We start from the raw sequence: 21,310 nt of genomic DNA, 5'->3' as shown, positions 1-21,310 counted from the left end.
CCCCGATTTAGCAGGCAAGACGCGTTCTGCCACCGACGAAACGGCCCGATGCGCGTGTTGAAGCTCTTCTTCCTGATTTTCCTCTGCGTCTACCTCCTGCCGGCGATCATGTCGGGCGCGGTCTGGTGGCTCGCCGACCGTCCCCTCTCCTGGCACCAGGCCGACTGGTCTTCGGCGGCTCTCCTTCCGCCGCCGCAGGCCGATGCGGAGGCCGCATTCTACATCCTCGCGGCCCGCACCGGCGGGCTGAAGGGAGCGGTTGCCGACCATTCCTGGATCGTCATGAAATCTGCCGGCGAAAGCCGCTACGAGCGCTTCGACGTCGTCGGCTGGGGGATGCCCGTGCGACGGAACAGCCAGCCGCCGGACGGGCGCTGGTATTCGAACGAGCCGCGGATCGTCTTCGCGCGCCGCGGGAGCGAGGCCGCCGCGATACTGCCGAAGGTGCGCGCCGCGATCGCCACCTATCCCTTCGCCATGGCCGGCGGCTACCAGATCTTTCCCGGACCGAACTCCAACACCTTCACCGCCTTCGTCATGCGGGAGGTCCCGGAAATCGACGTGGCGCTGCCGCCGGTCGCGGTCGGGCGAGATTATCCGGTGGGCGGACGCCTCGTCTCGATCGATCCTGACGGACGCGACGTCAGGGTCTCGTTTTGGGGCTATGCCGGAATCGCCGTCGGCGCCAAGACCGGCTTCGAGCTCAATCTCCTCGGGCTCGTCGCCGGCATCGACCCTGCCCGGCTCGGCATCAAGATTCCGGCCTTCGGCGCCTTCAGTCTCCTGCAGTCGTAACGAAGCGCTAGGTTTCGTCCGCAGCTTCGCTCCGCCGCTTCCGGACTCTGCGCGAGGCGAGGATCTCGGGGAAGGTGACCGGCCTGAAGTCGAAGACATCGACCCCGACGTCGTATTGCCGCGGCAGCGGCTTCAGCTTGCCGTGCGAATGGCCGTGGAGATCCACCGCGCCCTTGCCCATCTGGTTCCAGGTCCGAAACGCATAGTGGCACAGGACCACGCGGCGCCCGTCGATATCGAGTTCGCGATAGGCGGCGACGCTTGCCCAGCCTTTGGCCGCGATCGTGGCAAGGTCGTCATTGTTGCCGGTGACGAGATGCTTTTCGCCGTTGAGGCGGGCGAGCAGCGCCTCCTTGGCTTCGCCGTCGCCCCGGGCGAAATCGCCGAGATGGAACACGGTGTCGTCCGCGCCGACGACCGCGTTCCACCGCTCGATCAGTGCCGCGTCATGCTCTTCGAGCGAGGCGAAGGGCCGCCGGTCGATCCTCAGGATGCGCGGGTCGTCGAAATGCGTGTCGGCGGTGAAGAAGATCGAAGTCGCCACGGCGTCCCGTTTCGTGCGGTGTTGCGTTACCGGTCCGGCCGATCGCTGCCTGGAGGATGCGCCGGCCGCCATTTCCCCATGGACGCGGCTACGCTATCAGCCAGACTGACGATTCGCCGGACTTCGGCCCGGCACGACCATACCGGCCTCCCGCAGAGAAAGACGAAACCCGCGTGACCCTTGCCGAAATCCTCGTCGTCGCGGCCTGCCTCGCCGCCGGCGGCACCCTCAAGGGTGCGACCGGCGCCGGAGCCCCGGTACTCGCCGTTCCGGCCATGGCGGCGATCTTCGACGTGAAGTTCGCGGTCGTGGTCATGGTCGTTCCGAACCTTTTGACCAATCTCTGGCAGGGCTGGCGGTTCCGTGAATTCCGGCCGCGGGGCGCCTTCGTCTGGAGCTTCGCGATCGCCGGCGCGATCGGCGTCACCTTCGGCACGGCGATCCTGGCGGCCCTGCCGCAAGAGGTCCTGTCGCTCGTCGTCGCCTGTTCCGTGCTCGGCTATGTCGCCTTCCGCCTCGCCCGGCCCGACTGGCGCATCCCCTTCGCTCTCGGCAAGGTGCTGAGCGTTCCCGCGGGCGTCCTCGCCGGCATGCTGCAGGGCGCATCGGGCATTTCGGCGCCGGTGTCGATCTCGTTCCTCAACGCGCTTGCGCTGGAACGGTCGGCCTTCATCGCGACGATCTCGATCTTCTTCGCCGGCATGTCCGCGACGCAGATCCCCGCGCTCGCGACGCTCGGCATCCTCACCGCGCACAGCCTGCTGTTCAGCCTGGCCGCGCTGGTGCCCCTTCTCGCCTTCATGCCGGTGGGATCGAAGCTCGCCGAACGGCTGCCGCCGCGAATCTTCGATCGCGTCATCCTCGTCCTCCTGGCCGGTCTCGCGGCCAAGCTCTTCTACGACGCGCTGGTCTGACGGCAGATTGCGCGCCGGAGACGGTCGGCGCTCAGTCGACGATGCTCGGATGGCGGCGCCGGAATTCCTCGCGCAGGCGGCCGGCTTCGCGGAAGATCTCGGCGGTTTCGCGGAGATAGTTGGCGAGGCGGGAAAGACCCGAGGCTTTGGTCGGCGAAGAGGCAAGGGGGCTCATACTGGCGATCTCCTGAATTCCTGTCGGCATCATGCTGCGCCGCAGCAATAGCGCATGGCACCGAGCGGCGGCAGGTCCGAGGGCGCATGGCTGACATTCCAAAGGCGGGAGGCCGCACCAGTCGTCGAAGGGGGAGTTCGAGGCCGCCGGACGTATCGTCGCAGGCAGGGATCCGGATGATCCGAAGCCCGCGCGCAAGGCGCGGCGGACGCGTCGCACCTACCCGGCATCCCGAGACCATCCGGGTTCTCTGAGGAAGTTGGTTGGTCGGCGGACAATCCAATGGGCCACCTTACCAAATCTTTGGAACTTTAGGCTTTTCTCGGGTTCTGCAACGAGATCGAGATGCCGATGCCTGCCCAGCCCGCCCGAAATTTCCCGCCGCGGGTCGATCTCTTCCGAACGGCTCTCTCACGCATTCAGACGCCGGTCATCCTCGCCGATCGCGAGGATCGCATCATCTTCGCCAATCGACCGGCGGAGAAGCTGCTCGGCCGGCACATCGTCGACGAGCCGCTCTCGGCGCTTCTGGCGGACCCGATGTTCGACGTCTCGACCGTCGACACCGTTGGTGCTGCGCCGCAATGGGTGCGTACTGCGATGGCGGGTGTCGTTCCCGCGACCATCGAGGCGCTGGATGGCGAGGGCTATCTGATCACCGTCAGGGAGAGCGCGGCCGTCGCACATGCCGCCGACCGGCAGCCGGCGGACGAGCTGACCGGCCTGCCGCGCCGGCGCGAACTCATCGCGCGGCTGAAGGGTGCGCTCGCCGATGCGCGCCGCTCACATGCCCGTCTCGCCGTCCACTGCCTCGATCTCGACCGGTTCAAGTTCGTCAACGACACGCTCGGCCACCCGATCGGCGACGCCCTGCTGAAGAAGGTCGTGCAGCGCATCGTCGGGGCCTGCCGCAAGGACGACCTCGTGGCCCGCGTCGGCGGCGACGAATTCGTCATCCTCCAGACCGAAATCGATGGACAGGAGGCAGCCGAGGCGCTGAGCCGACGCCTCGTGGACCTCGTGAGCCGCACCTACCTCCTCGACGGGCATACGGTGAATATCGGGGTCAGCATCGGCATCGCGCTGTCCGACGGCGACGCGACACCGGAGGCGCTGCTGCGCCAGGGCGATCTCGCGCTCTACCAGGCCAAGAGCGGCGGGCGTGGCCGCTTCGCGGTCTTCGAGCCGAGCATGGACTCGGTGATGCAGGAGCGCCGGCAGCTCGAGATCGATCTCAGGCGGGCCCTCGCCTTGCGGGAATTCGAACTCGTCTACCAGCCGCAATTCGACCTCGCCGAAAGCCGCCCGGTCGGCTTTGAGGCGCTGCTGCGCTGGAACCACCCCCGGCGCGGCCGGGTCTCGCCGCTCGCCTTCATCCCGCTCGCCGAGGAGACCGGCCTGATCACCCAGATCGGCGAATGGGTGATCCGCACCGCCTGCCGCCAGGCCTCGACCTGGCCATCCGGCCTGTCGGTCTCGGTGAATGTCTCGGCGGTGCAGTTTCGCGCCGGATCGCTGGTCGAAACCGTCGTCTCGGCGCTGGCGCAGTCCGGCCTCGCGCCGTATCGGCTGGATCTCGAAATCACCGAAAGCGCGCTCATGGACGACACCGAAGCCGTTCTCGCGACGCTCAACCGGCTGCGCGGGCTCGGCGTCCAGATCTCGATGGACGATTTCGGCACCGGCTATTCCTCGCTCAGCTATCTGCACAAATTCCCCTTCGACAAGCTCAAGATCGACCAGTCCTTCGTGCGCGGCGACGGCGCCGGCGCCGGCAGCGGCGCGATCCTCAGGGCGATCACCGGGATCGGCTCCAGCCTCGGCATGAAGACCACGGCCGAGGGCGTCGAGACCGAGGAGCAGTTGCGGCGCATCCGCAGCGAGGGCTGCACCCAGGTGCAGGGCTATCTCACCGGCCGTCCGATGCCGGCCGACACGATATCGGACTATCTCGACCGCCATCCATGGGACGACGTCACGGCATGACCCGCGATCTCCATCATCTCGTCTATTACAGCCGCAACCGAATTGCGGCCGACGGCGCGACGCTCTGCGAGGCCGTGCGCCGGATCCTCGCCGCCAGCCAGGAGAACAACCGGAAGGCCGGCCTCACCGGAGCGCTGATGTTCAATTCCGGCTGCTTCGCGCAGGTGCTCGAAGGCCCGTTGGACGCCGTCGAGGAAACCTTCGAGCGTATCTCGCGGGACGAGCGCCACGGCGAGGTTTCGGTGCTCGCCTTCGAGCCGGTTGCGCTCCGCAGCTTCGGAACCTGGTCGATGGCCTTTGTCGGTGGCTCGCTGGAAGACGCCGAACGCTTCGCCGATGTCGCCCGCTCGAGCGGATTCGAGCCGGCACGCCTGTCCGGCGACCGCCTGCATGAAATCCTGCGCGATCTCGCAATCGAGGCGGAACCCGCGACCGCGAGAACGCCGTCCGCCGTGGCCTGATAGAGGCCCGCCGTGGCCGGCGCTTGTCGGCGCAAAGGGCCTCAGGCCGCGTCGCCGGCGAGACCATAAAAGCGGCGGGCATTGCCGCCGAGAATGGCGTTCCGCTCCTCGGACCCCAGCGGATCGAGCAGATGGTCGGTCAACCGGACCCAGCGCTCGTGCCCGGCAGCCAGAGTCAGCACCGGCCAGTCCGACCCCCAGACGAGGCGATGCGGCCCGAACCAGTCGAGCAGCCTGTCGAGCACCGGCCGCAGGACGGCGAGCGCCTCCGCATCGGTCGCGTACTGGCCCGGCCGCATCTCGGTGAGGAGGCCGGACAGCTTGCACCATGCGGAGGTTTCGCGCGCGATCCTGGCCATGCCCTCGCCCCAGAGCCCGTGGCGCGGATCGTCCGGACCTGCGGCCAGCGCGGGCTTGGCGGCATGGTCGACGATGATCGGCAGATCGGGATGGGCAGCGGAAAAACGCAGCAGCCGGGACAGATGCACCGGCAGCACCAGCGCGTCGAAGCGAAGGCCGGAGCGCTCGAGCGTCGCCAGCGCGGCGCTCGTCGGCGCCGTCAGGAGCCAGTCGGGATCGGCGATGTCCTGCAGCATCGGCCGGATGCCCTTCAGCGCCGGCCGGCGCGCGAGATCCGCGATCCGCTCCGAAGCCGCGGGAGACGACAGGTCCACCCAGCCGACGACGCCGGCAATCTCCGGGTTCTCTGCCTGAAGCGACAGCATGAAGTCGGTCTCGCCGTCGCTCGCGGCCGCCTGGACGACGACCAACTCTTCGATCCCCGCGCGGTTCGCCAACGGTCGGAGGTCGTCCGGCGAAAAATCGCGGCGGATCGGCGCCAGCGCAGGATCGTCATTGTCCTGCAGCCAGTGATAATCGCCACGGGCGAGCTGCCAGAGATGGCAATGGGCATCGACGCGGCCGGTCATGCTTGGCTCCCGATTGTCAGAATTGGGTGTCCGCTCGCCGCCGGTCGCGGCCCGGCTCGGCATGCGAAGCGAGAAGTCGCCGTCCGTCCGCCGCCGACATCGCTCGCTGCCGGGTCGGCCCGGTCCATCCCGGCCCTCCCTCACGCCTCCGGCGGAATGACGCCCTTGCGGATGATGAGATTGCCGTAGAAGCGCCGCTCCCCGGTCTGCACCACGGCATAGGCCTTGCCGGCAAGGTCGTAGAAGGCGAAGCGCTCGACGGCCGCGATCTCCGCGCCCTCGGCGGCAAAGAGCGGCTGCACCTCGGCGATCACCTCCGGCACGGTATCGGGCTCGCCCACAACCTGCATCGAGCGGACCGCGCCGGGCTCGAAACCGTCCACTGGCATCAGCGACAGGACCGCCTGCGACGCGCGCTTGAGGTCGCAGTCCATCCGGATCGCCCGGCCGTGGGCTGTCCGACGCGCGACGGAATCGGCGGGAAAGTTCGCGTCCGCCAGAACGATTTCGTCGCCATGGCCCATGGCGGCGAGGACGCCGAGAAGCTCCGGCGAGATGATGGCGTCGATTCCCTTGAGCATGGTCCCTCCCCGACCCGTCGCGGCGCAGATACCGGCAGCCGCAGGTCAAATGGGGCCGTGGGCAAGCCTCCTGTCAAGGTCCCCCGGCCTTTCCGAGCGCGCCGGCTAAGGCGGCTAGCGGCTCCGGACGGCGAGCGGCGGGACCGAAAACCGACAGGTGGATATTCGAGTCTTATAAAAGATATAATTTTCGTTTGACGCTCGCTTTTCTTTCGCGGTAGTGTCCGCTTCGTTCGCGATCGCAAGCGATATGTGCAGCGCGAAGGATCGAACCCGCCTGGCGCGGCGCCGGCGGCGGGATGAAAAGCCCGGGCCGAGGCTCCGCGAACCACGGAGTGCGCGCGCCCGCCATCCATTGCGGCTCGTGCGAGGCCGGTTTACGACGTTCGCACTGTGATGACCGATCTGGGAGGATTTCATGGTCACGAGAATGCTTCTTGCAGGCTGCACCGCACTCGGCGCGCTTGCCGTTTCGACCAGCCTTGCCAATGCCGTCGAACTGCGGTTCCAGTGCTATCAGGACGGCACCGAATGCCAGACCTGGCGCGAGGAAATCGCCAAGTTCGAAAAGCAGAATCCCGACATCAAGGTCACGGTGGACGAGGTGCCCTACAAGGCGATCCTCGAGAGCCTCCCCGTGCAGCTCGCCGGCGGTAGCGGTCCGGACCTTGCCCGCGTCAGCGACCTCGGTGGCCTCGCGCGGTACATGCTCGACATCCGGCAATATGTCGACGACGCCGACTATTGGGAAAAGAACTTCGGCGACGAGCTGAAATGGACCCGCGTCAACGGCGACGGCGACAACGGCATCTACAACCTGCCCGACCAGCTGACGGTCACCGGGCCCTTCATCAACAAGACGCTGTTCGACCAGGCCGGCGTCGAGATTCCCGGCGACAAGGCGACCTGGGACGAATGGGCCGAGGCGTCCAAGAAGGTCGCCGATGCGACCCAGACCCCCTACCCGATGGCGATGGACCGCTCCGGCCACCGCTTCGCCGGCCCGGCGATCTCCTACGGCGCGAAGTATTTCGACGAGAGCGGCAAGCCGATCACCGTCGACAAGGGCTTTGCCGACTTCGCCAAGAAATTCGTCGACTGGAACGAGACCGGCGTGATGGCGAAGGACGTCTGGGCGGGCTCGGGCGGCGCCACCTATCAGGACGCCTCGCAGGAATTCATCAATGCGAGCCTCGTCTTCTACATGTCCGGCTCCTGGCAGGTCGCGCGCTTCGGCAAGGAGATCGCCGACGCCTTCGACTGGGAAGTGGTCTCGCCTCCCTGCGGCGAGGGCGGCTGCACCGGCATTCCGGGCGGCGCCTCGGTGGTCGGGTTCAAGCATACGGAGCATCCCGAGGAAGTCGCCAAGCTTCTCGACTTCATGGCGCAGGAAGACGTCTATGCCGACTTCATCGGCAAGACCCGCGCCATTCCCGCCCATAAGGGCCTGCAGGAGAAGGGCGTCGACTATCCCGGCGCGACCGAGAACGTGAAGAAGGCGCTCGCCGCCTTTACCCAGGCGGCCAGGAACCTCACCCCGACCGCCTTCGAATTCCAGGGGTACAAGAACAACCGCGCGATCATGAACGCCACGGTCGCTCGGCTGACCCAGGCGATCGTCGGGGAATCGACCCTGGACCAGGCGCTGCAGCGCATCGACGCCGACGTGAACGAAGCGGTGAAGGCGTCCGGCGACGCCAAGTAAGGCGCCGGGCCGGCCCGTCCCCCTCCAGCGGGGCGCGGGCCGGCGTCACCTCGGGCGGCAGGCGGCAGGCGGCCTCTTTCGTCGACCGGCCAAAGCTTCGGAACGATCTCATGTGGAAGCCACTCAACAGCGCCGCCCAGTTCGGCTACCGTACGGCGTTCGGCCTGTTCGAGCTGCCGATGGCAGGAACCCAGCGCCTCGTCGGGATAAGCCGGATCGCCTGGGTGTTCCTGCTGCCGAACCTCCTGATCTTCGGCCTCTTCACCTTCCTGCCGATCATTTTGAACTTCTTCTATGCGACCACCGGCTCGGACGCGATCCTCCTGTCCCAGCGGCCCTATGTCGGCGCGGAGAACTTCTCCTCGCTCCTGTCCTGCACCAACTATCTCGACCCGAACACCTGCCGGCGCGACGTGTTCTGGCGCGCCGTCTACAATACCGGCTGGTTCGTGGTCCTGCAGGTCGGCTTCATGGTCGTCATCTCGCTGATCACGGCGCTGGTCCTCAACCGCGACATCCCGCTCAAGGGCTTCTTCCGCGGCGTCTTCTTCTATCCCGTCCTGCTCTCGCCCGTCGTCGTCGCGCTGATCTGGAAATGGATCCTGCAGCGATACGGCGTCCTCAATGCCGGGCTCGAGGGCCTCGGCCTGTCGACCGTGAACTGGCTGATCGACGCGAACTGGGCCTTCTTCTGGGTGATCTTCGTCTCGATCTGGGCGCATATGGGGTTCTACACGCTGATCCTGCTCGCAGGCCTGCAGTCGATCCCCTCCGACGTCTACGAGGCGGCGGAGATGGACGGCGCCTCGCGCTGGCGGGTCTTCGCCAAGATCACCATGCCGCTGTTGATGCCGACCATGGTCGTCGTCCTGGTCCTCAGCCTGATCCGGGCCGTGCAGGCCTTCGACGAGATCTTCGTCCTCACCGGCGGCGGACCCGGCTCGGCGACGACGCTGATCCTGCAATATATCTACGAGACCGGCTTTGCCTCGCGGCCGCAGCTCTTCGGGCTCGCCGCCGCGGCCTCGATCCTGATGGCGGTGGTGCTGCTCGTCCTGACATTGTTGCAGCTGCGCGCGACGCGCAGCCAGGCGGAGGGCTGAGACGATGGTGTGGTCCTTCATTTCCCGCACCAGGGGCCGCGGCCGGTTCGACGTCACCGACTGGATGACCTGGGGCTATCTGATCTTCGGCATGGTCCTGATGTTCGGGCCGGTGCTGTGGGTCGCGATGAGCTCGTTCAAGACCGACGCGGCGCTGTCCGAATATCCGCCAAGCTTCCTGCCGCTGACCACCCAGACGGCGGTGGTCGACGGCTACGACAAGCCGCTGCCGCTCTACGAGGTCACCGGCGGCGAGCACCAGGGCGAGGTGCTGGCGCAGGTCCGGCGCATCGGCCTCAACGCCCAGATGGTGGATCCCGCCAATCCGGGCCAGAAGATCAACGTGAAGATCGGCGACCGCGAGCCCAAGCGCACCTTCGCGATCGCCTGGGGCAACTACACCCAGCTCTTCGAGCGCTTCAACTTCATGCGCTATTTCTGGAACAGCGTCTTCATCACCGTCGTCGCCACCGTCATCACCGTCGTCTTCAACTCGATGGCGGCCTTCGCGCTGGCAAAATACAAGTTCCGCGGGAGAACCGCGGTCTTCCTCCTGATCATCGCGACGCTGATGATCCCGCCGACGATCAACCTCGTGCCGATCTATCTCGTCGTCAACGAACTCGGGCTCGTCAACACGCCCTGGGCGGTGATCTGGCCGGCGGTGGCGACGCCGACGGGCGTGTTCCTCCTCAGGCAATACATGCTGACGATCCCCGACGACCTCCTCGACGCGGCGCGCATGGACCATGCCTCGGAATGGCGGGTCTACTGGCGGATCGTCCTGCCGCTCGCCGCCCCCGCCATCGCCGTCCTCGTCATCTTCTCGGTGATGTGGCGCTGGAACGAGTTCCTCTGGCCGCTGATCGTCCTTACCCGGTCGGAAGAGTTCACGCTGCAATTGGCGCTCAACGCCTTCCAGGGCGATCTCCAGACCTCGTGGAGCGGGCTCCTCGCCATGACCATGCTGACGCTGATCCCGATCACCGTCATCTTCGCGCTCCTGCAGAAGAACATCACCGCCGGCATCGCCCAGAGCGGCGTCAAGTAGGGAGGGCGGAATGGCCGTCGTCGAACTGGAAAAGCTCGTCAAGGACTATGCCGGCTTCCGCGCGATCCACGGCGTGGACCTGACGATCGAGGATGGCGAGTTCTGCGTCTTCGTCGGCCCGTCGGGCTGCGGCAAGTCGACCCTTCTGAGGATGATCGCAGGGCTGGAGGACATTTCCGGCGGCGAGCTTCGGATCGACGGGCAGCGGGTGAACGAGCAGCGCGCCGCCGAGCGCGGCCTCGCCATGGTGTTCCAGACCTATGCGCTCTATCCGCACATGACCGTGCGCGAGAACCTCGCCTTCGGCCTCGAGAACATCAAGACGCCGAAGGCCGAGATCCGCGAGCGCGTCGAGAACGCCGCGCGCATGCTGCAGATCACCGAACATCTGGAGCGCCGGCCGAAACAGCTCTCCGGCGGTCAGCGCCAGCGCGTCGCGATCGGCCGCGCGGTGGTGCGCGAACCCAAGGTCTTCCTCTTCGACGAGCCGCTCTCGAACCTCGACGCCGAGCTGCGCGTCGTCATGCGCGGCGAGATCTCCGGCCTCCACCGCCGGCTCGGCAACACGATGATCTACGTCACCCACGACCAGGTCGAGGCGATGACCATGGCCGACAAGATCGTGGTCCTGAAGAAGGGGCTGATCCAGCAGGTCGGCTCGCCGCTCGACCTCTACAACCGGCCGGCCAACCACTTCGTCGCCGGCTTCATCGGCTCGCCGCGGATGAACTTCTTCGAGGCGAGCGTCGCCGAGACCCGCAATGACGGCATCGTCGTGAAGGACGGCCGCGACCGCCGCTTCGAGGCGGCGGTGTCGCCGGAGGGGATCGAGCCCGGCGAGACCGTAACCATCGGCGTCAGGCCCGAACATCTGGAGATCGGCTCGCAGCGCGGCCGTCCGGTCACCGTCGAAACAATCGAGCAGCTCGGCGGCGAATCCTATCTCTACTGCACCGACGAGGCCGGCAATTCCATCACCGTCCACAAGCCCGGCCAGACCCGGATCAAGGCCGGCGAGACGGCCGAGGTGTTCCTGCCGGCCGAGGCAATCCACGTCTTCCGCAAGGACGGCGTGGCGCTGGAACGGCTGCGGATCGGCGAGGACGTTTAGGTCCGGGATTCACTGCATTCCGGGCGATTGAAACGATGGCGGCTGTGTACCCCCCTCTGTCCTGCCGGACATCTCCCCCACAAGGGGGGAGATCGATCTCGCTCCTACGTCACGCCCAACGTCCGTCGTGGTGGCTGGCGCAATCGCCAAAGAGCTTCGCGCAAGCAGCGAAACTGCTGATCTCCCCCCTTGTGGGGGAGATGGGCGGCAGCCCAGAGGGGGGTGCCTCGGCACCATCGTCGATGCCCGGCCACACGCGGCGACCTGCCGCTGCGCCCGTCGACTTGATCGCCACCCGCGCCCTGCCGCGCATCCCGCCTTCACGAGGAACCCACCCATGACCATCCTCTCCGCGACCGGCCCGGCCCATTCCACGCCGCACGGCCTCGACCTGAAGCTGAATGCCGGCTTCACCCTCAAGGTCGAGGTGCTGGAGTCCTGGCTGACCCGGATCGCCATCGTCCCGGACGGCGGCTTCGGCGTCGACCGGACCTGGATGATCGCGCCCAAGGGCGACACGCCCTGGGAAGGGCGCGACCGCCTGTCCGTCGACGGGTTCTCGCTGCCGGACATCGCCCGCGAGACGACGGACGGCACCGAGACGGTCACCTGCGGCGACGCCCGCATCCGGATCGAGACCGCGCCGCTGCGCCTTGCCGTCGAGCGCCGCGAGGGCGAGGCCTGGCGCACGGTGCTGAAGGACCGCGAGCGCAGCGCCTATTACTGGCTGGAACGGCGCGGCTCGTTCCGCCACTACCAGACCCGTCCGCAGACCGACCGGCATTACGGCCTCGGCGACAAGACCGGCCCGCTCGACCGCACCGGGCGGCGCTTCCGCTGCCTGCAGATCGATTCCATGGGCTATGACGCGGAGCTGTCGGACCCGCTCTACAAGCATGCGCCCTTCGTCATGGTCGAGGCGGAGGACGGGACGGCGACCGGCCTCCTCTACGACACCTTGTCGGAAATGGCCGTCGATCTCGGCGCCGAGCATTCGAACTATTACGACCCCTACCGGCATGTCGACATTTTGGAAAAGGGCCTCGTCCTCTATGTGATCGCCGGCCCGCGCCTTTCCGACATCGTGCCGCGCCTCGCGCAGCTCACGGGCCGGCCGCATCTGCCGCCGCGCTGGTCGATGGGCTTCGCCTTCACCACCATGCACCATGCCGACGCGCCGGACGCGCAGGCGGTGATGACGGACTTCGCCGAGCGCTGCCGGCGGGACGACATTCCGATCAGCGCCATCCATTCGGGCTCGGGTTATACGACGCGGGAAGACGGGCGCCGCTACGTCTTCACCTGGAACGAGAGGAAGTTCCCGGACCGCAAGGCGTTCTTCGCGCGCCTGAAGGAGCTCGGCTACCACACCTGCGCCAACGTCAAGCCGGTGCTCCTGAAGGAGCATCCCGCCTATCCGCAAGCCGCCGAGAAGGGCCTGTTCGTCAAGCGGCAGGACGGGGCGCCGGCCGTCGAGATGTTCTGGGGCGGCGAGGGCGCGAGCCTCGACCTCTCCAATCCCGAGACCGTCGCCTGGTGGCAGGACGGCATCAGGACGCAGGTGCTCGGCGAAGGCTTCGACGCGGCCTGGAACGACAACAACGAGGCCGAGCTCTGGGACGAGACGGCGGTCGTCGACGGGGTCGGCTCGCCGCTTCCGGCCATCGAGGTGAAGCCGCTGCAGGCGCTCCTGATGACCCGCGCGACCTTCGAGGCGACGAAGGCGAAGAAGCCGGACGAGCGCCCCTATACGATCAGCCGCGCCGGCCCGATCGGCATCGCCCGCTACGGCGAGACCTGGACCGGCGACAACTTCACCTCCTGGCACTCGCTGAAGTGGAACATCCGGAACGGCCTGTCCATGAGCCTTTCCGGCATGCCCTTCATCGGCCACGACATCGGCGGCTTCGCCGGGCCGAAGCCGGGGCCGGAACTCTTTACGCGCTTCGTGCAGTTGATGGCGCTCCACCCGCGCGCGGTGATGAACTCCTGGAAGCCGCAGCTGGACGAGCCGGTCAACCTGCCCTGGATGCATCCGGAGGTGACAGAACACGTGAAGGCGGCGCTGCGCCTGCGCTACCGCTTCCTGCCGCTCCTCTACAGCCTCGCGCATGACTGCCACCGGACCGGCGAGCCGATCGTCGCACCGCTGCTCTACCACTTCCCCGATGCGTCCTCGCGCGCCGATCCAGATGCCTTCATGCTCGGCCCGGATGTCCTCGTCGTCCCGAACGTCACCGAGGGCACCGACACCGTCTCGATCGACCTGCCGGAGGTTCCCGGCGGCTGGCACGACTATTGGGACGAGGCGGTCCACGCCGGGGGAACGCGCGTCACCGTCCCCGCACCGCTCGACCGCCTGCCGATCTTCGTGCGCTCTGGCGCGGTCCTGCCGCTTGCGATCGTCTGGCCGGCGACGAGCCCGCACGAGGCGGAGGCCGTGGCGCTGACCGCCTTCGCCGGCGCCGAGGCCGGCACGAGCCGCCGGTCGATTTTCTTCGACGACGGCACCAGCTGGCGCTATCTCGACGGCGACGCCTCCTTCCTCGACTGCGAACTGACCGCCAGCGCCGACAATGTTCGCCTCGCCGTCGCCGAAAAGGGCACCGGTCGCGGCCGGCCCGAGTTCTTCGTCGAGATGCGCGGGCTGGTTGACCGGACCGGGGAGCACGACCTGCCGTGACTTTCGAGTTCTGCAACGCGCCACTCCCAAAGGCGCTGGCCATCGAGGGCCGATCGGAAATCGAGGCGCCGGCGCCCGGCTCCTCCGGCGCGCGCTGCTGACCATGGCCGAACTCGTCCCGCTCCGCGCCGGCGATCTCGCCGTCGATGTCGCGCCCCATCTCGGCGGTTCGATCGTCGCCTTCACCCGGGGGTCGGCGCGCATCCTGCGCGAGACGCCGCCGACGGCGCTGTCCGAGAAGAAGCCGACGCTCGCCGGCTCCTATCCGATGATCCCGTTTTCCAACCGGATCGCCGATGCGCGCTTCGCCTTCGGCGGCGAGAGTTTCGAACTCGACCGGAACTTCGGGACGAGCCCGCACGCGATCCACGGCAATGCCTGGCAGCGCGACTGGACGGTCGAGGACGCACAGCCGTCCGAAGCGCTCCTGTCGCTCGATCATGACCCCGCTGAGGCGGGCCGCGCCCGGGAATGGCCCTTCGCCTATCGTGCCGAACAGCGATTCGTCCTGACGCCCGATTCGCTCGCCGTCACGATCCGTCTCACGAACCGCGACCGCCGCGCGATGCCGGCAGGCTTCGGCCTCCACCCCTATTTCGACCGGGCGGGAGCGACATTGACCTTCCGTGCCGAGGCGGTCTGGCAGAGCGACGACAGGCTTTTGCCGACCCGGAGCACCCCTGTCCCCGAAAAGTGGAACTGTTGCAGTTCCAAACGGATAGAGGATGTCGCCGCGGTCGATCATCTGTTCGAGGGCTGGGGCGGAACGGCCGAGATCGCCTATCCCGAACGCGGTCTTGTCATCCGCATCGCCGCCGACCCGATCCTTTCTCGGCTCATCGTCTTTCGCGCGGATGAACGAAATTTCTTCGCGATCGAGCCAGCCACGCACATGGTCGATGCTATCAACCGGATGGACAGCGTCGCGGACCATGGTCTGACTATCCTCGAGCCCGGCGCTTGTCTGGTCGGTACCGTGCGTTTTGAGATTGGGACCTTGAGATGACCGAATTTTCCTTCGAACTCGTCCTCGATACACGCTGCGAACTCGGCGAATGCCCGATCTGGTCGGCGGCCGAGCAGGCGCTCTATTTCGTTGACATCAAGCGACGACGGCTCCACCGGTTCGAGCCGGCGAGCGAGCAGCACAATGCCTTCGGCCTGCCGGAAGAGATCGGCTGCGTCGCCCTCGCCAAGGATGGCGGTTTCGTGGCCGGCCTGCGCTCCGGCATCTGGCGGCTCGACGAGGCCGGCCAGTGTGCCGCCATGATGGTCGAAAACCCCGAGAACCCTGCCGACCATCGGTTCAACGATGGCCGCGTCGATCCGGCGGGCCGCTTCTTCCTCGGAACGCTCGACGAGACCAAAGAGGCGAGCGATGCCGGCCTCTATCGCTATGACAGCCGGGGACTCGCCCTGATCGCGGGCGGCCTGATCACGTCGAACGGCGTCGCCTTTTCGCCGGACGGGCGGCGCATGTACCATTCCGACACGCCGCGCCGCACGATCTATTGCTACGACTACGACGTGGCGACCGGCGAGCCGACCAATCGCCGGGTCTTCGCGCAGTGGGAGGCGAGCGCCGACGATCTCGGCCGGCCCGACGGCGGAACGGTCGACGCCGAGGGCTGCTATTGGAGCGCGCTCTACGAGGGCGGACGGGTGCGCCGCTACTCGCCGGACGGCGCCGTGCTCGCCGAATACCGCGTGCCGGCGATGTGCCCGACCATGGTCTCATTCGGCGGCGAGGATCTCCGCACCCTCTACGTCACCACAGCGCGCGGCGGCCGGCCGGACGGCGAACTCGCCGCCCTGCCGCATTCCGGCAGCCTCTTCGCCATGCGCGTCGAGACGCCCGGCCTGCCCGAACCCATGTTCGACTTCGAAAGCTGACGCCATGACGATCACGCCTTTTGACAGCGTCCGCTATGCTTCGCTCGAAGGGCGGTCAGTCTTCGTGACCGGCGGCGCGTCCGGGATCGGCGAGGCGATCGTCACCGCCTATGCCGGCCAGGGCGCGAAGGTCGCCTTCGTCGACATCGACGCGGCGGCCGGCGGCCGCGTCGCCGCCGCCACGGGCGCGCGCTTCCTCGCCTGCGACGTCACCGACATCGCGGCCCTTCGCGCGGCGATCGCCGATGTCGAGACGGCGGCCGGCGGCATCGACGTCCTCGTCAACAATGCCGGCAGGGACGACCGGCACGCCATGAGCGAGGTCGAGCCGGACTATTGGCGGCGCATGCTGGCGCTCAATCTCGACCACCAGTTCTTCGCCACCCAGGCCGTCGCCAAGGGCATGGCCGAGCGGGGCGGCGGCTCGGTGATCATGCTCGGCTCGATCTCCTGGATGCGCGGCCGGCCCGGCATGGTCGGCTATACGACCGCCAAGGCGGCGATCAACGGCATGACCCGCACGCTGGCGCGCGAGCTCGGTCCCGGCGGCATCCGCGTCAACGCGCTCGTTCCCGGCGCGATCCTCACCGAGCGCCAGAAGGCGCTATGGCTGACGCCGGAGGTGGATGCCGAATTCATCGCGCTCCAGGCACTGAAGTTCCGGCTGGATGCGAGCCATGTGGCCAAGCTCGCCCTCTTCCTCGGCTCCGACGAGAGCGCCGGCTGCACCGGCGCCAATTTCGTCGTCGATGCCGGTCTCACCCATCACTGAGCGCCATCCCATGCAGATCCTTTCCCGCGACGGCGGCTTCGACCTCATCCTCGGCGGCCGCCCGATCCTCTCGCACCGGTCGGACGCGCCCTTTCTCTTCGTCGGCCGCGGCGAGGAGCGGATGGAGATGTACCGGGGCAATTTCGACATCGAGGACTATGTCACCGCGCGCATCCCCCTGACCCATGCGGAAGTGGCCGAGATTGGCGAGGGCTGGCGGATCGCCTTCGCCGCCGGGCCGGGACAAAAGCCGCTCCTGTCGCTGACCGTCACGGGCGACGCCCGCGGCGGACAGCTCGCGGTCGCGGCGCACGACCCCTCGCTCAACCGCTTCTGGCTGCGGATCGTCGCGGAAGCCGGCGAGCACGTCTTCGGCGGCGGCGAGCAGATGTCCTATTTCGACCTCGCCGGCCGGCGCTTCCCGCTATGGACCTCCGAGCCGGGCGTCGGCCGCGACAAGACGAGCGCCATCACCTTCGAGGCCGACCGCACGGGGCGGGCCGGCGGCGACTACTACAACACCAACTATCCCCAGCCGACCTATCTCTCCTCGCGCCGCTACGCCCTGCATCTCGAGACGACGGCCTATTCCGTCTTCGACTTCCGGCACGACGGCTTTCACGAGATCGAGGCCTGGGCGATGCCGGAGCGGATCGAACTCTTCGCGCGGGACCGCTTCACCAACCTCGTCACCGCCCTCTCGGAGCGCTTCGGCCGCCAGCCGCGCCTGCCCGACTGGGCGCTCACCGGCGCGATCGTCGGGTTGAAGGACGGCGCCAACTCCTTTGCCCGGCTGGAGCGCTACATCGAGGCCGGCGCCCGCGTCTCGGCGCTGTGGTGCGAGGACTGGGTCGGCCTGCGCGAGACCTCCTTCGGCAAGCGCCTGTTCTGGGACTGGAAGGCCAGCGACACGCGCTATCCGGACCTCAAGCGCCGGATCGCCGAGCTGAACGAGCGCGGCATCCGCTTCCTCGGCTATGTGAACCCCTATCTCTGCAACGACGGCTCGCTGTTTCCCGAAGCCGAGGCGAAGGGGTTTCTCGCCACCGACGCCGCCGGCGCAACCTATCTCGTCGACTTCGGCGAGTTCGACTGCGGCGTCGTCGATTTCACCGACGAGGCAGCCTGCCGCTGGTTCGAGGATCGGGTAATCGGCGAGAACATGATCGACCATGGCCTTTCTGGCTGGATGGCCGATTTCGGCGAGTATCTGCCGATCGACCTGAAGCTGAAGAGCGACGCCGACGCCAGGCTGATGCACAATCGCTGGCCGGTCCTCTGGGGCGAGGTGAACGCCCGGGCGGTCGAGCGAAAGGGCCGAACCGGCGACATCGTCTTCTTCATGCGCGCCGGCTATTCCGGCATCCAGGAGCACTGCCCGCTGATCTGGGCCGGCGACCAGTCGGTCGACTTCTCCCGGCATGACGGGCTCGTCACCGTCATCGTCGGGGCGCTCTCCTGCGGCCTTCTCGGCAACGCCTATCACCACTCCGACATCGGCGGCTATACGAGCCTTTTCGGCAATGTCCGCAGCGCCGAACTCCTGAAGCGCTGGGCGGAGATGGCGGCCTTCACCTCGGTGATGCGCACGCATGAGGGCAACCGGCCGGGCGAGAACCTGCAGATCGACCAGAACGCGGAGGTTCTTACCCATTTCGCCCGGATGACCCGCATCCACGCGGCCCTCGCCCCCTATCTCGGCGCACTCGCCGACGAGGCCGCGGCGACCGGCCTGCCGCTGCAGCGCCCGCTCTTCCTCCATCACGAGGACGACCCGCGCGCCTTTGCCGTCTGGGACGCCTACCTCCTCGGCCCCGACCTTCTCGTCGCCCCGGTCTGGCGCGCCGGAGAGACACGCTGGACGACCTACCTGCCTTCCGACACGGACTGGGTGCATCTGTGGAGCGGCGAGCGCTTCGCCGGCGGGACGGACGCGTCGGTCGAGGCGCCGTTCGGCGAGCCGCCGGTGTTCTACCGGGAGGGTTCGGAGTTTTCGGAGGTGTTCGCGGGGCTGCGAGGGATGTGAGCGCCGCGACCGCTGCGTCAAGAACAGCGCCCGGCGGTTGCGGCAACGACGACATTTGACCCTGCGCAAGCCCGCATTGTAGTCGATGTATACAAGGCGGGAAGGCGGGCCATGTTTCGAGTCTTAACCAGCATCTGGGCCCTGCTCGTCGGCATCGTCCTGATCATGCTCGGCAATGGCATGCATTTCACCCTGATCGGCCTGCGCGGCGGGATCGAGGGGTTCTCGGCGACCGAACTCTCCATCGTCACCTCAGGCTATTTCGTCGGCTTCCTCTCCGGTGCCCGCTACACGCCCTCGCTCATCCGCAATGTCGGGCATGTCCGCGTCTTCGCCGCGCTCGGCAGCTTCATGTCGGCCGGGCTCATCGCCTTCCCGCTTTTGACCGAGCCCTGGGCCTGGACGCTGCTGCGGCTGCTCGTCGGCTTCTGCATGTCGGGGATCTATGTGACCGCCGAGAGCTGGCTCAACGATGCCTCCACCAACGAGACGCGCGGCAAGGTGCTCTCCGCCTACATGATCGCCCAGACCCTCGGCATCATCGGCGCGCAGGCGCTCCTGACGCTCGGCGACGCCGGGACATCGGTGCTGTTCATCGGCGCTTCGATCCTCGTCTCGGTCTCGTTCGCGCCGATCCTGCTGACGGCCTCGCGGACTCCCGAGACGGAACTGGCGCGGCCGATGCCGTTGAAGGAGCTCTTTGTCGGGTCTCCCCTCGGCACCGTCGGCATGATCCTTCTCGGCAGCGCCTATGCCACCCAGTCCGGCATGGGCGCCGTCTTCGGCACGCTGATCGGGATGACCAAGTCCCAGATCGCACTCTTCGTCGCGATGCTGTTCACCGGCGCGCTCCTGTTCCAGTATCCGATCGGGTGGCTGTCGGACCGGATCGACCGGCGCCAGATCATCTTCGCCGCATCCGTGATCGGCGCGGCCTCCTCGCTGCTCGGATGGATGACCGGGGGCGGGCTCTGGCCGCTGATGATCTCAGCCTTCTTCGTCGGCGGAATCACGACGCCCCTCTATGCGCTGCTCCTGGCGCATACGAACGACTTTCTCCCCCCGGAAGACATGCCGGCGGCCTCGGGCGGGCTGGTGTTCACCTTCGGAATCGGCGCCATCATCGGCCCGCTCGTCACCGGCTGGGCCATGGAACGGTCGAGCCCGATCGCGTTCTGGCTGGTTCTGGCCGTCACCTTTACGGGGATCGCCGCCTATGCGCTCTACCGGATGACGCAGCGCTCGGCCCTGCCGGCGAGCCAGACCGAAAGCTATATCGGCGTCGTGCCGACGACATCGCCCGTCGCCGTGGAGGCCGCCAGCGTCTGGGCGGCCGAACAGGCCGAGGAAAATCCCACCTGATCCCAAGCCAGGAGCCCGGCGATCTCACGCCCCAAGTCGCAGAAGCCTGCTGGAGAAATCCCGGCTACTCGCCGTCGCCCGTGTCATAGCCGCCGACGGGGCCGCCGACGGGCGAGAAGGTCATCGCGACGCCCTCGCCGAGCGGCTGCGGCGCGGGGCCGAGATACTGGTCGATCAGCGCCGTCACCTTGGCGTCGCGCTCGCGCGCCGTGCGCCCGCCGAGCACGACGACGATGATCCGCTTGCCGTCCCTGATGCAGGTCGCCGCGAGATTGGAGCCGGAATCGTTGATGTAGCCGGTCTTCAGCCCGTCGACGCCGGGCACCTTGCCGAGAAGATGGTTGGTCGCCCGATAGGTGCGCCCGCCATACTGGTACTCGGTCATCCCGTAGAGATAATGGTATTGCGGAAACCGCGAGAACAGCGCCCGGGCGAGCAATGCCAGATCGCGCGCCGTGGAGACGTTGCGCGGGTCCGGCAGGCCGGAGGGCGTCGTGAACCGCGTATGCCGCATGCCGAGCTGGATCGCCTTCGCCGTCATCGCATTGGCGAAGGCGGCTTCCGAACCTGCGAGATTCTCCGCGACGACTGTGGCGACGTCGTTGGCCGACTTCACCGCCAACGCCTGCATGGCGATGCGCACGGGCAGCGTCTCGCCCGGCTTCACGCCGAGCTTCGAAGGCGGCTTCGACGCGGCGTTCTCGCTGACGACGAGCCCGGAATCCGGCGACAGCTTTCCCCGTTCGATCGTCTCGAACAGGAGGTAGAGCGTCATCATCTTGGTCAGCGAGGCAGGATAGCGCAACCCGTCCGCCTGGTCCTCGTAGAGCGTGCGGCCGCTCGCATAGTCCATCACCAGCGTCGCCGGGGCGCGCACCTCGGCCGGGCCGAGATCGACGGATACGCTCGATGCACCCCCGAGCGGCGTGAGGCCCGCCGAGGTCAGCTGCGCCGACTGGCAACCGACCAGCAGGAGAACCATGAGGCCCGAGACGAGGGCCTTCAGGGATACGGCCAGAGGCCGGCGGGCGATCGGTAGGGTCGGCAAGGGCGGCTCTCGGGCTGACTGGCCGCAGCTAGGAGGGTGGGACTTCGCCTGTCAATTGAACGGCTTGCCGTTCCGGCGGGTTGTCCTGCGCCCGTGGCGGAACGGTCACGGGTTGCGACGCGCTCTCCGCAGCGGCGGCCGCCGCTTCGCGCTATCCCCGGCGATTTTCAC

19 protein-coding genes are annotated in these 21,310 nt (G+C 67.4%); 14 read left to right on the top strand and 5 right to left on the bottom strand.

Going from position 1 to position 21,310, the window contains the following annotated elements; translation table 11 throughout:
• Nucleotides 1-48: 48 nt before the first annotated feature.
• Nucleotides 49-795 (top strand): DUF3750 domain-containing protein, encoded by a 747-nt coding sequence (locus tag LH400_RS15385; protein WP_229153622.1) that lies wholly within the window; start codon nucleotides 49-51, stop codon nucleotides 793-795.
• A gap of 7 nt (nucleotides 796-802) precedes the next feature.
• Here the strand turns inward: LH400_RS15385 and LH400_RS15380 are convergent, their stop codons facing one another.
• Nucleotides 803-1,339 carry a metallophosphoesterase family protein gene (locus tag LH400_RS15380; protein ID WP_229153621.1) on the bottom strand — a complete coding sequence of 179 codons (537 nt, stop codon included), beginning with the start codon at nucleotides 1,337-1,339 and terminating at the stop codon, nucleotides 803-805.
• Nucleotides 1,340-1,512: 173 nt separating this feature from the next.
• Here LH400_RS15380 and LH400_RS15375 point away from each other — a divergent pair, with 173 nt between their 5' ends.
• Nucleotides 1,513-2,253: a sulfite exporter TauE/SafE family protein gene (locus LH400_RS15375; protein WP_229153620.1), complete on the top strand. Its 741-nt coding sequence runs from the start codon at nucleotides 1,513-1,515 to the stop codon at nucleotides 2,251-2,253.
• 31 nt (nucleotides 2,254-2,284) lie between these two features.
• On the opposite strand, the gene LH400_RS15370 is transcribed toward LH400_RS15375, so the two are convergent.
• Nucleotides 2,285-2,428: a hypothetical protein gene (locus tag LH400_RS15370; protein WP_229153619.1), complete on the bottom strand. Its 144-nt coding sequence runs from the start codon at nucleotides 2,426-2,428 to the stop codon at nucleotides 2,285-2,287.
• A gap of 345 nt (nucleotides 2,429-2,773) precedes the next feature.
• Between LH400_RS15370 and LH400_RS15365 the strand changes: the two genes are divergently transcribed.
• Both LH400_RS15365 and LH400_RS15360 read left to right on the top strand, forming a co-directional pair.
• On the top strand, nucleotides 2,774-4,414 hold the full coding sequence (locus LH400_RS15365; RefSeq protein ID WP_229153618.1) for a putative bifunctional diguanylate cyclase/phosphodiesterase: 1,641 nt from the start codon (nucleotides 2,774-2,776) through the stop codon (nucleotides 4,412-4,414).
• A complete protein-coding gene (locus tag LH400_RS15360) occupies nucleotides 4,411-4,875 on the top strand; it encodes a BLUF domain-containing protein (RefSeq protein WP_229153617.1) in 465 nt (154 codons plus the stop codon). Before LH400_RS15365 ends, LH400_RS15360 begins: the two co-directional genes overlap by 4 nt.
• A gap of 41 nt (nucleotides 4,876-4,916) precedes the next feature.
• Here LH400_RS15360 and LH400_RS15355 read toward each other — a convergent pair whose 3' ends face one another.
• Nucleotides 4,917-5,804 carry an amidohydrolase family protein gene (locus LH400_RS15355; protein WP_229153616.1) on the bottom strand — a complete coding sequence of 296 codons (888 nt, stop codon included), beginning with the start codon at nucleotides 5,802-5,804 and terminating at the stop codon, nucleotides 4,917-4,919.
• A 140-nt stretch (nucleotides 5,805-5,944) separates the two neighbouring features.
• Nucleotides 5,945-6,385, bottom strand: coding sequence for an RbsD/FucU family protein (locus LH400_RS15350; RefSeq protein ID WP_229153615.1), 441 nt, complete (start codon nucleotides 6,383-6,385; stop codon nucleotides 5,945-5,947).
• A 418-nt stretch (nucleotides 6,386-6,803) separates the two neighbouring features.
• On the opposite strand from LH400_RS15350, the gene LH400_RS15345 reads away from it, so the two are divergent.
• The 10 genes from LH400_RS15345 (at nucleotide 6,804) to LH400_RS15300 (ending at nucleotide 20,091) form a co-directional block, all read left to right on the top strand.
• Nucleotides 6,804-8,090, top strand: a complete 1,287-nt coding sequence (locus LH400_RS15345) for an ABC transporter substrate-binding protein (protein ID WP_229153614.1) — start codon at nucleotides 6,804-6,806, stop codon at nucleotides 8,088-8,090.
• A 110-nt stretch (nucleotides 8,091-8,200) separates the two neighbouring features.
• A complete protein-coding gene (locus LH400_RS15340; RefSeq protein WP_229153613.1) occupies nucleotides 8,201-9,193 on the top strand; it encodes a carbohydrate ABC transporter permease in 993 nt (330 codons plus the stop codon).
• Between the two features lie 4 nt (nucleotides 9,194-9,197).
• Nucleotides 9,198-10,244 carry a carbohydrate ABC transporter permease gene (locus LH400_RS15335; protein WP_229153612.1) on the top strand — a complete coding sequence of 349 codons (1,047 nt, stop codon included), beginning with the start codon at nucleotides 9,198-9,200 and terminating at the stop codon, nucleotides 10,242-10,244.
• Between the two features lie 10 nt (nucleotides 10,245-10,254).
• Complete coding sequence (locus LH400_RS15330; RefSeq protein ID WP_229153611.1) at nucleotides 10,255-11,355, top strand: ABC transporter ATP-binding protein; 1,101 nt, start codon at nucleotides 10,255-10,257, stop codon at nucleotides 11,353-11,355.
• A 337-nt stretch (nucleotides 11,356-11,692) separates the two neighbouring features.
• A complete protein-coding gene (locus tag LH400_RS15325) occupies nucleotides 11,693-14,038 on the top strand; it encodes a glycoside hydrolase family 31 protein (RefSeq protein ID WP_229153610.1) in 2,346 nt (781 codons plus the stop codon).
• Between the two features lie 103 nt (nucleotides 14,039-14,141).
• A complete protein-coding gene (locus LH400_RS15320) occupies nucleotides 14,142-15,044 on the top strand; it encodes an aldose 1-epimerase (RefSeq protein WP_229153609.1) in 903 nt (300 codons plus the stop codon).
• Nucleotides 15,041-15,931, top strand: a complete 891-nt coding sequence (locus tag LH400_RS15315) for an SMP-30/gluconolactonase/LRE family protein (RefSeq protein ID WP_229153608.1) — start codon at nucleotides 15,041-15,043, stop codon at nucleotides 15,929-15,931. Before LH400_RS15320 ends, LH400_RS15315 begins: the two co-directional genes overlap by 4 nt.
• Nucleotides 15,932-15,935: 4 nt before the next feature.
• Nucleotides 15,936-16,703 (top strand): SDR family NAD(P)-dependent oxidoreductase, encoded by a 768-nt coding sequence (locus tag LH400_RS15310; protein ID WP_229153607.1) that lies wholly within the window; start codon nucleotides 15,936-15,938, stop codon nucleotides 16,701-16,703.
• A gap of 10 nt (nucleotides 16,704-16,713) precedes the next feature.
• Nucleotides 16,714-18,729: an alpha-glucosidase gene (locus tag LH400_RS15305; RefSeq protein ID WP_229153606.1), complete on the top strand. Its 2,016-nt coding sequence runs from the start codon at nucleotides 16,714-16,716 to the stop codon at nucleotides 18,727-18,729.
• A 111-nt stretch (nucleotides 18,730-18,840) separates the two neighbouring features.
• A complete protein-coding gene (locus tag LH400_RS15300; RefSeq protein ID WP_229153605.1) occupies nucleotides 18,841-20,091 on the top strand; it encodes an MFS transporter in 1,251 nt (416 codons plus the stop codon).
• Nucleotides 20,092-20,155: 64 nt separating this feature from the next.
• Here the strand turns inward: LH400_RS15300 and LH400_RS15295 are convergent, their stop codons facing one another.
• Nucleotides 20,156-21,139, bottom strand: a complete 984-nt coding sequence (locus LH400_RS15295; protein WP_229153604.1) for a D-alanyl-D-alanine carboxypeptidase family protein — start codon at nucleotides 21,137-21,139, stop codon at nucleotides 20,156-20,158.
• Nucleotides 21,140-21,310: the final 171 nt, after the last annotated feature.

This window comes from Jiella soli (assembly GCF_020615385.1).
Taxonomy (GTDB): Bacteria; Pseudomonadota; Alphaproteobacteria; order Rhizobiales; family Rhizobiaceae; genus VKMB-3413.
This window is presented reverse-complemented; position numbering and strand designations above follow the sequence as displayed.

Coding starts and splice junctions, on each gene's coding strand:
- LH400_RS15365 (WP_229153618.1), top strand. CDS start 2,774: ATGCCGATGCCTGCCCAGCCCGCCCGAAATTTCCCGCCGCGGGTCGAT.
- LH400_RS15300 (WP_229153605.1), top strand. CDS start 18,841: ATGTTTCGAGTCTTAACCAGCATCTGGGCCCTGCTCGTCGGCATCGTC.
- LH400_RS15335 (WP_229153612.1), top strand. CDS start 9,198: ATGGTGTGGTCCTTCATTTCCCGCACCAGGGGCCGCGGCCGGTTCGAC.
- LH400_RS15330 (WP_229153611.1), top strand. CDS start 10,255: ATGGCCGTCGTCGAACTGGAAAAGCTCGTCAAGGACTATGCCGGCTTC.
- LH400_RS15355 (WP_229153616.1), bottom strand. CDS start 5,804: ATGACCGGCCGCGTCGATGCCCATTGCCATCTCTGGCAGCTCGCCCGT.
- LH400_RS15385 (WP_229153622.1), top strand. CDS start 49: ATGCGCGTGTTGAAGCTCTTCTTCCTGATTTTCCTCTGCGTCTACCTC.
- LH400_RS15305 (WP_229153606.1), top strand. CDS start 16,714: ATGCAGATCCTTTCCCGCGACGGCGGCTTCGACCTCATCCTCGGCGGC.
- LH400_RS15320 (WP_229153609.1), top strand. CDS start 14,142: ATGGCCGAACTCGTCCCGCTCCGCGCCGGCGATCTCGCCGTCGATGTC.
- LH400_RS15370 (WP_229153619.1), bottom strand. CDS start 2,428: ATGAGCCCCCTTGCCTCTTCGCCGACCAAAGCCTCGGGTCTTTCCCGC.
- LH400_RS15345 (WP_229153614.1), top strand. CDS start 6,804: ATGGTCACGAGAATGCTTCTTGCAGGCTGCACCGCACTCGGCGCGCTT.
- LH400_RS15315 (WP_229153608.1), top strand. CDS start 15,041: ATGACCGAATTTTCCTTCGAACTCGTCCTCGATACACGCTGCGAACTC.
- LH400_RS15340 (WP_229153613.1), top strand. CDS start 8,201: ATGTGGAAGCCACTCAACAGCGCCGCCCAGTTCGGCTACCGTACGGCG.
- LH400_RS15360 (WP_229153617.1), top strand. CDS start 4,411: ATGACCCGCGATCTCCATCATCTCGTCTATTACAGCCGCAACCGAATT.
- LH400_RS15325 (WP_229153610.1), top strand. CDS start 11,693: ATGACCATCCTCTCCGCGACCGGCCCGGCCCATTCCACGCCGCACGGC.
- LH400_RS15350 (WP_229153615.1), bottom strand. CDS start 6,385: ATGCTCAAGGGAATCGACGCCATCATCTCGCCGGAGCTTCTCGGCGTC.
- LH400_RS15310 (WP_229153607.1), top strand. CDS start 15,936: ATGACGATCACGCCTTTTGACAGCGTCCGCTATGCTTCGCTCGAAGGG.